14 protein-coding genes and 3 pseudogenes are annotated in these 12,881 nt (G+C 62.3%); 8 read left to right on the forward strand and 9 right to left on the reverse strand.

Going from position 1 to position 12,881, the window contains the following annotated elements:
• The 3 genes and pseudogenes from FF100_RS35705 to FF100_RS35715 all read left to right on the forward strand — a co-directional run.
• Positions 1-116, forward strand: a pseudogene (locus FF100_RS35705) (IS5/IS1182 family transposase); the annotation flags it as partial.
• 369 nt (positions 117-485) lie between these two features.
• The gene (locus FF100_RS35710) at positions 486-758 is read left to right on the forward strand and encodes a hypothetical protein (RefSeq protein ID WP_139040741.1); all 273 of its coding nucleotides are present in this window, start codon (positions 486-488) and stop codon (positions 756-758) included.
• A gap of 174 nt (positions 759-932) precedes the next feature.
• Positions 933-1,502 carry a lysophospholipid acyltransferase family protein gene (locus FF100_RS35715; RefSeq protein ID WP_342779049.1) on the forward strand — a complete coding sequence of 190 codons (570 nt, stop codon included), beginning with the start codon at positions 933-935 and terminating at the stop codon, positions 1,500-1,502.
• Between the two features lie 493 nt (positions 1,503-1,995).
• On the opposite strand, the gene FF100_RS35725 is transcribed toward FF100_RS35715, so the two are convergent.
• The 5 genes and pseudogenes from FF100_RS35725 to FF100_RS38775 form a co-directional block, all read right to left on the reverse strand.
• On the reverse strand, positions 1,996-2,235 hold the full coding sequence (locus FF100_RS35725) for a recombinase family protein (RefSeq protein WP_139040742.1): 240 nt from the start codon (positions 2,233-2,235) through the stop codon (positions 1,996-1,998).
• Positions 2,232-2,868 (reverse strand): annotated as a pseudogene (locus tag FF100_RS35730) (recombinase family protein). Before FF100_RS35730 ends, FF100_RS35725 begins: the two are co-directional and overlap by 4 nt.
• Positions 2,869-3,377: 509 nt before the next feature.
• On the reverse strand, positions 3,378-3,824 hold the full coding sequence (locus FF100_RS35740; protein WP_246102763.1) for a response regulator: 447 nt from the start codon (positions 3,822-3,824) through the stop codon (positions 3,378-3,380).
• A complete protein-coding gene (locus FF100_RS35745; RefSeq protein ID WP_171070472.1) occupies positions 3,821-5,620 on the reverse strand; it encodes a PAS domain S-box protein in 1,800 nt (599 codons plus the stop codon). The genes FF100_RS35740 and FF100_RS35745 overlap by 4 nt, the downstream gene beginning before the upstream one ends.
• The gene (locus FF100_RS38775) at positions 5,617-5,943 is read right to left on the reverse strand and encodes an HU family DNA-binding protein (protein ID WP_139040745.1); all 327 of its coding nucleotides are present in this window, start codon (positions 5,941-5,943) and stop codon (positions 5,617-5,619) included. The genes FF100_RS35745 and FF100_RS38775 overlap by 4 nt, the downstream gene beginning before the upstream one ends.
• Before the next feature lie 384 nt (positions 5,944-6,327).
• On the opposite strand from FF100_RS38775, the gene FF100_RS35755 reads away from it, so the two are divergent.
• Complete coding sequence (locus tag FF100_RS35755; protein WP_139040746.1) at positions 6,328-6,594, forward strand: DUF6894 family protein; 267 nt, start codon at positions 6,328-6,330, stop codon at positions 6,592-6,594.
• A 124-nt stretch (positions 6,595-6,718) separates the two neighbouring features.
• Here FF100_RS35755 and FF100_RS35760 read toward each other — a convergent pair whose 3' ends face one another.
• Together FF100_RS35760 and FF100_RS35765 are read right to left on the reverse strand one after the other, a co-directional pair.
• Positions 6,719-6,985 carry a DUF6894 family protein gene (locus FF100_RS35760; RefSeq protein WP_139040747.1) on the reverse strand — a complete coding sequence of 89 codons (267 nt, stop codon included), beginning with the start codon at positions 6,983-6,985 and terminating at the stop codon, positions 6,719-6,721.
• A gap of 2 nt (positions 6,986-6,987) precedes the next feature.
• Positions 6,988-7,701: a Crp/Fnr family transcriptional regulator gene (locus FF100_RS35765; protein WP_139040748.1), complete on the reverse strand. Its 714-nt coding sequence runs from the start codon at positions 7,699-7,701 to the stop codon at positions 6,988-6,990.
• Between the two features lie 350 nt (positions 7,702-8,051).
• Between FF100_RS35765 and FF100_RS35770 the strand changes: the two genes are divergently transcribed.
• Both FF100_RS35770 and FF100_RS35775 read left to right on the forward strand, forming a co-directional pair.
• Positions 8,052-8,429: a response regulator gene (locus tag FF100_RS35770; RefSeq protein WP_139040749.1), complete on the forward strand. Its 378-nt coding sequence runs from the start codon at positions 8,052-8,054 to the stop codon at positions 8,427-8,429.
• Positions 8,426-9,217: a Crp/Fnr family transcriptional regulator gene (locus FF100_RS35775; RefSeq protein WP_139040750.1), complete on the forward strand. Its 792-nt coding sequence runs from the start codon at positions 8,426-8,428 to the stop codon at positions 9,215-9,217. The genes FF100_RS35770 and FF100_RS35775 overlap by 4 nt, the downstream gene beginning before the upstream one ends.
• 1,173 nt (positions 9,218-10,390) lie before the next feature.
• On the opposite strand, the gene FF100_RS35785 is transcribed toward FF100_RS35775, so the two are convergent.
• Positions 10,391-10,729 (reverse strand): hypothetical protein, encoded by a 339-nt coding sequence (locus FF100_RS35785; RefSeq protein ID WP_139040751.1) that lies wholly within the window; start codon positions 10,727-10,729, stop codon positions 10,391-10,393.
• A gap of 149 nt (positions 10,730-10,878) precedes the next feature.
• Between FF100_RS35785 and FF100_RS35790 the strand changes: the two genes are divergently transcribed.
• Positions 10,879-11,481, forward strand: a complete 603-nt coding sequence (locus tag FF100_RS35790) for a PAS domain-containing protein (protein ID WP_139040752.1) — start codon at positions 10,879-10,881, stop codon at positions 11,479-11,481.
• Positions 11,482-11,516: 35 nt separating this feature from the next.
• Here the strand turns inward: FF100_RS35790 and FF100_RS35795 are convergent.
• Positions 11,517-11,825, reverse strand: a pseudogene (locus FF100_RS35795) (hypothetical protein); the annotation flags it as partial.
• Positions 11,826-11,935: 110 nt separating this feature from the next.
• Here FF100_RS35795 and FF100_RS35800 point away from each other — a divergent pair.
• Positions 11,936-12,679: a Crp/Fnr family transcriptional regulator gene (locus tag FF100_RS35800; protein ID WP_139040753.1), complete on the forward strand. Its 744-nt coding sequence runs from the start codon at positions 11,936-11,938 to the stop codon at positions 12,677-12,679.
• Positions 12,680-12,881: the final 202 nt, after the last annotated feature.

The raw sequence follows: 12,881 nt of genomic DNA on the forward strand, positions 1-12,881 counted from the left end.
TCAACCGCGCCCGCCGCTTGCCCGTCCGCTACGAACGCCGCGCCGACATCTACGAGGCCTTCACGTTCCTGCAGGCAAGCCTCATCACCCTCCGCCAGATCAGGCGGTTCTGTTAGGCGCTCTAAGTACGGTGCGTTGTCTGTACCCGGCGGCCGGATCGAGGTGAGCTGGTACGCCGGGCGGGATGAGGAGGGCCAATCGCAGCTTCATCTGACGTGGCAGGAGAGCAGAGGTCCCAGGGTCGTGCCGCCGACGCGACAAGGATTTGGGACCCGCCTGATCGCAGGCGGCGTGAGGCGCGAGTTGGCGGGCGAGGTCGATTTGGCCTTCGATGAGGCCGGGCTGTGTTGCAAGATCAACCTGTCGCTCGCAGCCATAGATGCTAGCATGCTGACCCCTACCCAGTGATGCTGTTGGGTTAGTATTGATATTGTTCGAGCCGAGCGTCGACCAAAACGACGCGTCTTCTTCTAGACCCTGAGCCCATGGACACCCCGGACCTCCTCTCGCGCCTCGACGACACCCTGCGCACCGCCCAGCGCATCCGCCTGCCTGGGCCCGGCTGCACCGCCGGCGCCGCCGTCGAGAGCGTCGACGAGGTGAAGGGCATGCTGCGGGGCCTCATCCGCGGCCTCAGCGGCCCGGAACCTGTCCACCATGTTCCGGGCCAAGTCGCAACCGCAGCAGCCTTTCCTGCCGGCAACGGCGCCGGCGCTCGACCGGTGGTGCAGCCCACGCCACTTCAAGCCCGAGGCTAGATCGTGACGCGCATCCGCTCCCTTTCGTTCAACGCGTACTGGGCTATCTGGACAGCCTTGTTCCTCGCCCCGCTCGGGTTCTTTGCCCTAGCCGGCGCCCCGCCTCGGCCGATCCGCTCTGCCACGAGGCTCTAGGCGCGCGGCATTCTTGCCGGCCTGCGCCACATCGTTGGCCTGGACTACGTTGAGAAGGGGCGCGAGCACATTCCATCTCAGCCTTGCCTGATCGTCGCCAACCATCAATCAGCATGGGAAACGCTGGCCTTCCTGGTGTTGATCCCGGACGTCGCCATCGTCGCCAAACGCGAGTTGCTCGCAATCCCGGTGGTTGGCTGGTTCCTGCGACGTTCGCCGATGATTATCGTCGATCGAACCAATGGCACCCAGGCCTTGCGCACGATGATCGATATGGGCCGGGAGGCCGTGGCCGCCGGTCGATCGGTGCTGATCTTCCCCGAAGGTACGCGGGGCTCCATCAGCGAGCCGCTGCGGTTCAAACGCGGCGTGGAATTGCTGTACGGCAGGCTCGATCTGCCGGTCGTTCCTGTAGCGGTGAATTCAGGACTGTTCTGGCCAGTCGGCTCGGCGGCACAGGCTGGCACTGTGGTCGTGAGCTACCTTGCCGCTCTCAATCCAGGCTTATCGGCCGGTGAGTTTCTGGCTGGCACGGAGAGGGCGATAGATCAGGAGCTGAACCGCTGGCGGCTCGTCAGTCCTGTTATCCCAGAAGCTGTAGCGTCATGACGCTCAAGTCTGAAACCCTTCCAGCTGGTTTCAATGGCGGCGACCTGCCCGCCGAGGCCGTCACTCTCGTCGAGGCCTACCAGCGTGCATCGAAGGCCGACGCGACCGTGCGGGCCTACAGGGGCGACGCTGAGGTATTCGAGGCCTGGTGCGCGCCGTATGGGTTCCGGTCGCTGCCGGCGAACCCTGAAGCCGTGAGGGGCTTCCTGGTAGCGGAGGCGGACGCGGACGTTCTGCTGCATGGGGCATGCCTCGCGGCATTCTCCTTCAGCCAGCCCCGTGTTACCGCGCTCAAGTCGTATCGAGGATCGCCCCCGCGATCTTACGCGACAGGCAGGCCGGGCCGGCGCAGTCTGAACAGCTTCCCGTTGTGCTCTGGCCTGCCACTATCGAGATGCTGGGGCTACTTGTGTACTGCCATCTTGCCTAGCCTAACGGTAGGGCTGGCGGGCCGGGCCTCGGATTAGAGGGGGCAACCCGGCCCGCTGATCCATCACGCCGTCCGGGCGAGCACCCGCTGAACCTGTACAGCCGACCAGGACCCACCGCGGGCTGTGGGGATGCCGCGGGCATTAAGTGCCCTTGCGATGGCCTGCAAGGTAGTCACGCCACCGGCCCGCATCTCGGCAATGACGGGAGTTAAATCAGCAGCATGTCGCCTGGCTCGCTCCTGGCGGATGCGGATGCTCGTCTCTCGGCCCTTGCCCGCAAATCGATTGATCCCGGTCTTCATGCAGCCCATCGTACAAGGATTGCCTCGGCCTCGGCTGGATCCTCTTGGATGCGGTAGATGGTCTGTCGCGACAAGCCCGTATCCCGAGCAACGGCCGAGACGCTGGCGCCGTAGCCGAGCATCGCCGTCACCGTGTCGAGCTGCGCCAGGGAGTAGGACGGCTTTCGGCGGCGGTAGGCTTCGTCCCGGGCCTTGGCGTGGGCGATGCCCGCGCGCTGCACCTCCTTGGTGGCTTTCGGCCTGCGCTTGCGCCGTCGCGCTCATGAAGGCGATGAGCGCATCCCGCACGGCCTGCTGCATCGGGTCCTCGGTGGCACCGTCGAACACCAGGCCGTTAATGACCGTGCGGACGATGACGCCCCGGCGCATCAACTCCCGGATGGTGTCGTCACGTCCTGGTAGTCGCGGCCGAGCCGGTCGACCCACCGGACCACGAGCACATCGCCCCGGCGCAGCATGTCGAAGAGGCGACGGCCTTGCGGTCGATCGGCGAGCTTGGTGCTGACGCCGCTCACGCCCTCATCCGCAACCACGGCGTCAATCGCGAAGCCCGCAGCCTCTCTGCCTGCGTTCGCTGATGGGCGGCGTCTGGTCTGTGGTGCTCACGAGGGCGTAGAGGATGACCTGGGACACGGGGCAAAACCGTCCGCTGAGATAGCGTCCGTATAAAGACCTGTCCGCTTATCGAAAGTAACCCTAGCGGACAGGGTTTCAGGCGGTTGGGGGCCTGTCCGCTATGGTATGCCCCTATGGACGACCGGAATAACGAACGGACCTCGGAGCGCCGCGCGTAAGATCCGATCTGAGTGGCAGGCGGACGTTTCCAGGCGGAACACGTCTGCTATGATACTCAATGCGCGAAGGTGAAACCGAACTCGACATGGTTAGGCGGCACGTCGAGAACGGTGCCCGGCACATTGCGAAGCAACGCACGCTCGTCGCTCGCCTGCGGCGGAAGGGCCTGCCGACTGACGAGGCGGAAGCGCTCCTGGCCATCTTTGAAGACCTACAGCATCAGCATCAGGACCATCTTGCGCGGATTGGAAAGCGTGGAAGCGAGGGATCCGCTATAGGTAGCTTATAGATATTGAAATAAAAAAACATAAAGCTACCATGCGTCGAATGGAAATTGGTCAAAAACATTACGTTTCAGTCTGTCGCAGTGAGTGTTGCGCATGCGGCTTTGTCATGCCCATCTCTCGTAGCACCTGCCTGATCTGACTGACGTGATAGGGCTTCCCAATGAAGTGGGCGCCACGCGGCAACTCAGCAGGCGTCGGGAAGACGCGGCCGGACACGATGATGATGCCCATCTCAGGCCAACGTGCGCGCACCGCGTGTGCCAGAGCAAGGCCATCGCTCGGACCCGGCATCCGGATATCGGTCATCACCAGGATCACCTCGGGATGCGCTTCGAGGTAACCGAGAGCCGCCCCGGCCGTGCTGGCCTCAAAGACGCCGAACCCGGCATCGGCGAGCATGTCGGCCGCCTCCATGCGGATCAGGGCTTCGTCCTCGGCCACGAGGGCAACGGCACCCGGCTTGAGCGAGCCCATATTCTTCACGGACGTCTCGGGAGGCTGGGTCATAGTCCGGCCTCCAGCCCGACGAGCGGCGCAGTCAGGCTGCAACGCACGCCTTCGGCGGGATAGCTCAGAGCCACCTCGCCAGCCGCGAACCCGCGCTGGATCAGCCGCGAACCGAACCCCCGACGGCTCGGCGGCGTCACCGGTGGTCCGCCCCGCTCCTGCCAGTCGAGCCGGAAGACTACATCGAGAGCATCACCCTCCAGGGTCCAGCTGAGATCCACGGTGCCGCCTCGCGTCGAGAGAGCACCGTACTTGACGGCGTTGGTCGCCAGTTCATGCAGCATCAAACCGAGTGACAGGGCGGCTGATGGACCGATGTCCAGATCCGGGCCATCGATCTGGAAGCGATTGCCGGTCACGTCGTGCAGGCCCAGCGCACCCTCGACGACCGTCCGTACCGAGGCGCTATCGGTGCTGCCCGCGAGCAGGATGTCGTGAGCCTTGCCGAGGACGATCAGCCTCGCGGCGATCGCCTCGCGCGCAGCTACCAGATCGGGCGCACTCCGCAGGGTTTGAGAGGTGATCGATTGCACCAGAGCAAGGGTGTTCTTCAGGCGGTGCGATAGCTCGTGATTGAGGATGTCCTGCTGCTCCGCGACACGCTTGCGCGCGGTGATATCAGTGACGGTGACGACCGCCCCTATCACCTCTCCGTCGAGGAGCAAGGGCGCATTGGTGCACTCCACCGGCACCGGCGTGCCATCGCGCCGGAAGAACACTGTTTCCTCAGCGATAAGCGAGGCTCCCTCGCGCAGTGCGCGCACGAAGATGCACGCCTCGGCCGGAAAGGTGCTGCCATCCGCCCGGTGGTGATGCAGCGTCTCGTGCAGGTTCCTCCCGACCAACTCATCGGCGGGCCAGCCGAACAGCCGCTCGGCCGCCGGGTTGGCCAGCAGGATCGTACCTACAGGATCGAGCCGGAACACGGCCTCGCTGACGTGATCGGTTACCGAGCGCAGTATGCTGCTTTGCTCGGCCAAAGCCACCTCGGTCTCGCGCTGACTGGTGCGATCCCGCAGGATCTTGAGGAAGCCGATCACCGTGCCGGCCGCGTCTTTGAGCGGCATCAACTCGCCGTTGGCCCAGAACCGCCCACCGCCCTTACGGAGGTGCCAGCGCTCGTCGGTGCCGCGGCCCTGTTCGAGGGCTGCTCGCATCTCCTTGGCGGGGACGCCGGCGGCGCGGTCCTCTTGCGTGAAGAAGGTCTCGGTCGGACGGCCGATCATCTCGTCGGCGCGCCAGCCCAGGACGTGCTCAGCGCCAGTGTTCCAAGTGGTGATGGTGCCGGACAGGTCCATGGCAACCATCGCGTAGTCGATCGAACTCTCGACGATCGCCTGATAACGCGCCTCACTCGCCGTGAGCGCGGTTTGAGCGTCGCGCGTTTGCAGTACATCGGTGGTGACGTCGACGACGTAGTGGATCAGGCTTAGAACTTCCCCGCCGGGGCCTATGACGGGTATAGAAAGCGGTCGCCAGTGCCGCTCCTCAAACACCCCGTCCGGTCGCCGGATGTTGTAGTGCTGCACGGCCATGCGGTCGGGCGATCTACTCTGAATAGCGCGATCGAGTGAGGCACGCAGGTTGCGCTCGCCGAAGACATTCGGCACAGCCGGATCATCCGGGAAGACCTCGAACAGCGGTCGGCCGATGATCGCCTTGCGATCGGTCATAGTCGCATGAAGGTAGGCCTCGTTCACACCGATGATGGTGAAGGCGGGGCTATCGGCTGCGAGCAGGAGGTAAGGGTTTGGGGTTGCCTCGAAGACATCGAGGGCTGGGACGCCGGCTCTCAATGGACGAACCGCGATGGTTGCTGCGTTTGCAGGGCAGAAAATGTCCCTTCAGAGCTTGTCCGTCGCATCTTCTCGCTGGGCCTAAGCACGATACTGCGCTTGGCCTCGACGATGACGACCATGCCTATCCTGCAGTCGCGCCCCGCACGGCTGATCGTCGTCCTCGTAGCAAATGCGCTCAAGCCAGGTAGCGCGACCTTGCGTTCGCGGGCCATGGCATTTGCCACTGCATCCCGTACGCCCACCACGAGCGCCTCAACGTCCCTACCGCAAGGGTCCGGATTGCGCCCGGTGCTTCGGGTGATGAGCGCAGGAAGGATCATGGGGCGTGCAGTGCCGGTCGGGCGGAAACGGCACAACTACCTGGGTTAAGAGCCGGCCGGACGGATTGATCTCGCCCTGTGGTTTGCCGGTGAGAGAAACGATGTCGTAGTGGCGAGGCATTCTTCATCCACCATGTAGAAACAGAAACCCTTCACGCAGACATCAATGGGGTCGAAGGTTGCCCAAACCGACACTCGAAATTTGGGCTTGCGCTTCGCAATGACCGATACGGTGCGACATATAGGCTAAGCGGTAAAAAGCTGATCTACGTTAGTTTGTTGATCGCCGCGGCGTGTAAGTGGGGTAGCATTGTGGGATTTGATCCAGGCATGCCCACAGCAGAGAGTTTACAACTCCCGCCCCACTCAACGGCGGAGAGTCACGTGCCTCGTTTCTTTTTCAACGTCTACGACGGCGTAAGTATGCTCGACGATATGGGTAGCGAGCTTGCCAACTGGCAGGAAGCTCGAATTAAAGCCATCCAATTCGCAGGCGAGATCTTCATGAGTGAAGCTCAGAGCATAGCGCTTGGCGAGGACTGGCGTATCGAGGTGACGGACGAGCGAAATCTCGTTCTGTTTCGCCTTGATTTTATCTCCGTGGAGGCCCCGGCCCTGTCGAGCCATCGTGGCAAGGATAGACCGTCTTAGCTGAGACGCCACTATCGAGCTTCCGCTTTCCACCCATCATGATCCTAAACGAAAACGACCCTGCTGCCGGGGACTATCGGTTGGACAAGACCGTCTCCCGTGTCATCGCTCTCGACCGTTCGGCTCAACCTTCCCCGTCTTCCGGCTCATCCAGCACCGTATCTCCAAACGGCACGGTCATGACAGGCTGGCCCTCCTGGTCGGTGATCTCGAACGAGCAGTCGAACCAGTCCCGAACGCTGTCCAGGCGCGTCCGGGCGATCAGGTCGCGGGCAACCGTCAGGGCATGCTCCCGCGCCTTCGCACTGTCCTGCAACTCATCACCCTCGAGGTCGTGGGCCAACCCCTCAGGGCCAGGATGCTGGCGCACGTTGAAGAAGTAGCGTGCCATTATCAGGCACCTCCAATCAGGCGAGCGTATTCTGCCTCAGCCGCGCCGTAGCTGCCGTTCACCAGTTGCAAGAGCTTGTCACGATCGAGGATCCGGATGCGCTTGCGCCTACCCTGGATGCGACCTGCGCCCTCCAGGTTCTGCAACGCCAGCGTTACACCGGCTCGTTGTACACCCAGCATCATCGCCAGGAACTCGTGCGTCAGAACCAGCTCGTCACCATCTACTCGATCATGGCACATCAGCAGCCATCGGGCGAGACGACTCTCCAATTTGAGGGCAGCGTGAGCATAGATAGTCAATGAAGCCTGGATCATCTGCGTATGTATATAGCGCAGCAAGAGGGTGCGCAAACTCGTGCTCTCCTGGGCGGCGATGCGCAGCACGCCCGCATCGATCCTCAGAAGCGTACCAGCCATCTGGATGAACGACTGCTGTGGGGTGCAGTCGGTACCCAGCAGCAGCGGTGCGGCGCCGACCAAGCCCTCCCGGCCGACCAGTCCGACCTCGATCTTCTGCGCAAGGCCGTCGATGACGATCGAGGCGAACCCGACCTCCGGGAAGTAGAGTTCCTTGATCGGCTCACCCGCCTCAATGAGATCCTCTCGCAGTTGGGACGTCATTGTCTCCAGATGGGGCTGGAGCCGGGAGAAATCGTCGGATGTGAGCGCCCGAAGCAGGCGGTTCTGGATGGAGGCTTGCTGGATCTGCGACACGGCTCTCTCCCGGTTTGGGGCGAGAGCACGCATCGTCTCACAAGCACCTGCGCCCGATTAGTGAGCAGGTGACACCGGCTATTTGGTTGCAAATTTAAGATTTTCAATGCCGACACATTAATATCATATGCTATTTAATATTAAATAACTACAATATCATTTGTCATATTTCTAAGTAGGCATCTTCCAAATCTGTCACGATTTTTTGGTTCGATGGCGAACAATAATTTCGTTCGCTACAACACCAACATGCAACGGGGCCTTTCATCATAAATTACAGCAGCTTACACGTAGGTCGTTGCCCATTGTAGAGGGGGCGGCGGGTGTCATTATCTGCAAGGAGAGAGCCTATGAGGTCCACCGATCCGAGGATCACGGTGCTGCTTGTTGAGGACGATGCCCTTGTCGGCCTCGACCTCGGCGAGGCACTCGCGCGTGCCGGTTACCGCACTGCCGGTCCCGTTGGCACCCTCGCTGGCGCCCTTGTCCAACTCCGGCATCGCACGCCCGACCTCGCGATCGTCGATGTGCGCCTTCGCGATGGGCTGAGCAGCGAACTAGCTCGCGAACTGCACCAACGTCAGGTGCCGTTCGTGGTCCACTCGGCCTGGCGGCGAGACACTTCCCTCTGTCCCGAGCTTCAGGCCGCACCTTTGCTGGCAAAGCCCGCCCTGCCCAGCGAGGTTGTCGCGACCCTGAATAAGCTAGACCGGGATACCAGCCGGTGAGTGGCTTCAAGCGCGTCGAACCGATCCGGATCCCGGTTCCACAACTCAATCAGCACCATCGCCACGTCCTGATCCGTAAGCTCGATCGCTTGATCCCGCTGGCTGAGATCGATGCAAGCGCCCTGGCCAATCTGAGTGTCGGCATGCGCCAAGTTGGTCCTCGTACTGATCTGCTTCACGAGGGCGATACGCCGGACGAGGTGATCCTGATGCTGGACGGCTTCGCCGCACGCTGCAAGTTCCAGCCGACTGGCAAGCGCCAGATCCTAGCTCATCTGCTCCCGGGCGACCTGTGCGAGCCCGATGCTGGGTACCTAAGCCGGCTGGATTTCTCGGTTTGCACCCTGAGTGCCTGCATGGTGGCATTCATCTCGCGGCGTGCTCTCGCCAGCACCTTGGAGCGATATCCGGCCACGGCGCACGCCCTGCGTCTGGTGAAACTTCAAGAGGAAGCAATCAGCCGTGAGTGGTTGGTGAACGTTGGGTGCCGCTCAGCCCTCGAACGGATGGCCCACCTCCTCTGCGAGCTGCTCGTGCGACTGCAGGCGGTCGGCTTCGCGACAAGGGACGGCTACGGGTTACCGATCACCCAGCAGGACCTGGGCGACACGCTGGGTCTCTCGAATGTTCACGTCAACCGCACGCTGAAGGTGATGCGGGACCAGAACCTGGTTGAGTGGCGGGGAAGACAATTGAAGATCCTAGATCTGTCGCGGCTGCAGGTGATCGCCGCGTTCAAGCTGGGCTACCTGCATTCGACTGCTGGACATGATATTTTGGCCCAATAACAAACTTTTCTGGCCGCTTCCTTCCATTCAATTTTAAAAACGCAAATGCAACTGATGACGACGCTGAAAATTCTCGATAATAATCAGCAGTTTATTCACCTACTCGGTTGGTAAATTCTGCCGTTGCAAGGGAGTGATGAGGGCACATTGTTCCGAGATATATTATTTACTTTTATTTCCATGCCGAATAACCATGTTAAGTTTGGTTTTAGCTTCGCGCATCAGCATACTATAGCAGGAATGACCCGATCGAGGAGCGTCTGCTTCCCATCCTCAGCGGCCAATCGCTCCGGTTCTCTTTGGGCATGCCCTTCGTGAACCGCCTCGGAGCGGCCCGGGGATACCTACCAGACTGGCCAAACTTAACCGGCAACAGATGAACCATCTCGACTGAACCGGCGCCCGCCCGTCGGATCGCATTTTGTCCACATGGGTATACCTATGCGGACAGGGTTTGCTGCGCATAGCTCGCGCCTGATGCGAGCGGAGCGAGCCCACGCTAAGTGCGGGGAGATCAAGGCGCTCGTCGTGCAGGCTTGAGCGATTGACGTGGGCGCACAGCGTAGGGCGGACGCCCCTCCGCCTGGTTGGCGAGGATGCGCTGGCGCAGGAGAACCGCGCGCTCTGCGATCGCCGCCGCATCACATCGCCGGCAAGGGCCGCCGCGGCCCGCGGCGATGCAGTTGTCAGGGTGCTGGCAAGAGGTGCGGGCCATTGCCCGATCCTAATCCATCCGAGTCGACCTCATCCATAGAGTGCGAGGCAGCGCCTCATCAAGTCCGTTACCTGCTACGCGACTGGCTCGATGCGGCGGGGATCGGCGAGGGGCCGTGTTCCGGCCGCTGTCGCGATCGGGCAGGTTCGAATGCCAACCCCGCCCGCCTCATCATCCAAGCCGTCGCCGATATCGTCAAGAAATATGCAACCGCGGCCAGGCTCGATGCTTCGGCGTTCGGAACTCACTCCCCGCGGGCCAGCTACATCACAACCGCGGCGGAGAGGGGTGCGGTGGCGTACCGCTTCATGGATCAGTCGGGCCGCCGAGACACCCGAACTGTCGTCGGCTACATCCGGCGGGCGAGTGCCTTCAAGGGGCACTCGGGGAGCGGATTTTTGTGACGGCTCAACCGGAGCAGATGCCGCGAAAACGCTGTTGGTGGATCCAAGCGACCGTCAGCGAGCTAGGTGCATCACGAGAAGGCGGTCAATGAGCGTGGCAAGCGCTTGGTGCTGGGGGGTGCCCGGGTTGCGCATGAGGAAGCTTGCGACGCTTTCCTCGGTCGCGCTGTAGCCTGCTGCCGAACTGCACACGCAGCGAACGATGGCAGCGCCCTGCGAGTCAGTCGTCAGAAGCCAGTGCGTGCCATCCGCGCCCGTGTGCAGGACGTGAGGCTGAGCAGGCGCGGTGAATGTATCCACGGACACGCCGAGCGCGTCGGCGATCTCGCCCAGGCGGCGCGACGTGACCGAGGGTTGGAGCGGCATCTTGGCTGGGAACGACACGACGTTCATTCTCGCCTCCTCTCTCGCGGGAATCAATGAGAGTTAGGAAAACATGCCCCTCCGTGCTCCTTCTTCCGCGCATATCAATCACATAGGGAACAAATGCGCTACAACCTCGATAGGCTCTACAATCTTGGCGTGCGTCGCAGGCTTGAGACATGCCGAACCAGGTCACCCGATCCGTACTCGCCTTCGTGCCTGACGCACTGACCGCCTCGCAGGTCGGCACTTGGGAAACCGACGCCTCCACCGATCGTACCTTCGGCGATGCGACGACGGCCGCTCTGTTCGGCGTCGATCCGGTTCAAGCGGCCGGCGGCCTGCCGCTGGCCGCATACGCTCGGGTCATCCATCCGGACGATCGAACCGCCTTCTCCAGCAAGCTCGAGCGCGTGCGTGACCATGGTGGCTTGTTCGTCATCGAGTACCGGACGCTTCCTGCTCCCGGCGACCTGCGTTGGGTGCTTGCCCGGGGTCGCTATGAGCGTGACGAACGGACAGGGAGTATGACCGGGCGGGGCATCGTCATCGACATCACGGAGAGCAAGCTGGACGGGCGAGCAGAGGACCGGGCGTTCTTCTTCACGGAGGAGGATGCCGAGACCCCCCTCGATCGCGCAGCGGCCTGTGCCATCCAGGCGCGGCAAGCCATCGATGAGGTTGCCGGGTCGGAGGGGCTCGGGCTGCGCCGGTCGGTCGACGCGCTGCTCCTGGCGCTTGGACGCGCCCTTGCCGGCCGCATCAGCACTCTGGGGCCGTGAGCAATCCCGACAGCTGAGGCGGCGAAGATCTCGGCTCAAGCGGCTGGGTACGGCCCCTGGAACAGGTCGCCCATGGCCTTGCGCCGGAACAGGGTGCGCCAGCGGCGGCGCTGATGCTCGTCGTGGTCGTGCAGCATGTGGCAGCACTGGCAGAAGGCCGCCAGGTTGGCGTCCTCGTTGTTGGCGGTGTCGTGGTCACGGTGAGCGGCGGCCAGAACTACCTTTGTGATGCGGATCCGGGCGAGCAGATCCTCGTTGCGCAGCCGCTGCCGAAGCCAGCGGCCCTGGCCGTCGCGCCAGCCCAAGATCTCGACATCCCATCGCCGACCGTCACCGAGGTGGAAGAACCCGGTGTAGCTGAGAGCAGCGTGCAGAGCTCGACACTGATGTAACTGGTCCAGGTGTGGGCAAACTTGCCTACCAGAAGTAGCTTGGCGTCGGGGGGACTGCCACTGTGGAAAACCCACTCGTCGCGAAGCTGCAGCAGTTCGCGCGCTTGTCGTGCGAGAGCAAGGCGGCGCTGCACACGCACACCAACGGTCGCGTGTGCCACTACGGCGCGCACGAAGACATCATCAGCGAAGGGGATCGCCCGTACGTGATACGACTAATCCTTACGGGCTGGGCCTACCGCTACAAGCAGTTGAACGATGGGCGAAGGCAGATCCTGGCTCTCTCACTACCAGGCGATCTATGCGACCACAACGTTTTCGTCTTGCGTGAAATGGACCACACGCTGAGTTCACTTACCCCTGTCACCCTGGCTGAAATCACGCCCGCCGCTTTCCACGCCCTCACCCTTGCGCACCCGTGTATCGCCCAGGCGCTCTGGTGGGAGACGTTAGTCAACGTGGCCACGCAGCGTGAGTGGACCACGAACATGGGCTGTCGCTACGCGGCTGAGCGCTTGGCGCACCTGTTCTGCGAGATCTTCTACCGCCTGCGCGGCGTTGGGCTGACTGAGGAGGCCTCCTGTCCAATGCCGCTCACACAGACAGACCTCGCTGACGCAACCGGCATGACAACGGTTCACGTCAACCGCTCGCTCCAGGAGCTGCGCGCAGAACGCCTTATCACGATCAAACAGCGTCGTCTGACCATTCCGGATCTAGCAGCTTTGGAACGGCGCGCTCTATTCAATCCAAGCTACCTGCACCTCTACCACATAGGACAGCGTCGCGATACGAAGGGGGACTGAGACAGCCATGATTGTCCGCCGTCAGCGCCCGTGAGACAGAGTGAGGCCCTTCACGAACGGAGGATGACTGGTTCATCGTTGTCCGTCGTCAGATGATTTGAGACAGGCTGCGGGCCTCAGGAACGGAGGCACTGGTCCACCTGGGTTGAGAAGTTAGGCAGCCTGCGCGTGGTGGCGCAAGCGGCGGTCGGTGAGAGTCTGG

Source organism: Methylobacterium terricola, assembly GCF_006151805.1.
Lineage (GTDB): Bacteria > Pseudomonadota > Alphaproteobacteria > Rhizobiales > Beijerinckiaceae > Methylobacterium > Methylobacterium terricola.

Bases quoted from the DNA above. Each gene is read 5' to 3' on its own strand.
- FF100_RS35710 (WP_139040741.1), top strand. From the start codon at position 486: ATGGACACCCCGGACCTCCTCTCGCGCCTCGACGACACCCTGCGCACC.
- FF100_RS35785 (WP_139040751.1), bottom strand. From the start codon at position 10,729: ATGAACGTCGTGTCGTTCCCAGCCAAGATGCCGCTCCAACCCTCGGTC.
- FF100_RS35740 (WP_246102763.1), bottom strand. From the start codon at position 3,824: ATGACCCAGCCTCCCGAGACGTCCGTGAAGAATATGGGCTCGCTCAAG.
- FF100_RS35760 (WP_139040747.1), bottom strand. From the start codon at position 6,985: ATGGCACGCTACTTCTTCAACGTGCGCCAGCATCCTGGCCCTGAGGGG.
- FF100_RS35790 (WP_139040752.1), top strand. From the start codon at position 10,879: ATGCCGAACCAGGTCACCCGATCCGTACTCGCCTTCGTGCCTGACGCA.
- FF100_RS35770 (WP_139040749.1), top strand. From the start codon at position 8,052: ATGAGGTCCACCGATCCGAGGATCACGGTGCTGCTTGTTGAGGACGAT.
- FF100_RS38775 (WP_139040745.1), bottom strand. From the start codon at position 5,943: ATGATCCTTCCTGCGCTCATCACCCGAAGCACCGGGCGCAATCCGGAC.
- FF100_RS35725 (WP_139040742.1), bottom strand. From the start codon at position 2,235: ATGAAGACCGGGATCAATCGATTTGCGGGCAAGGGCCGAGAGACGAGC.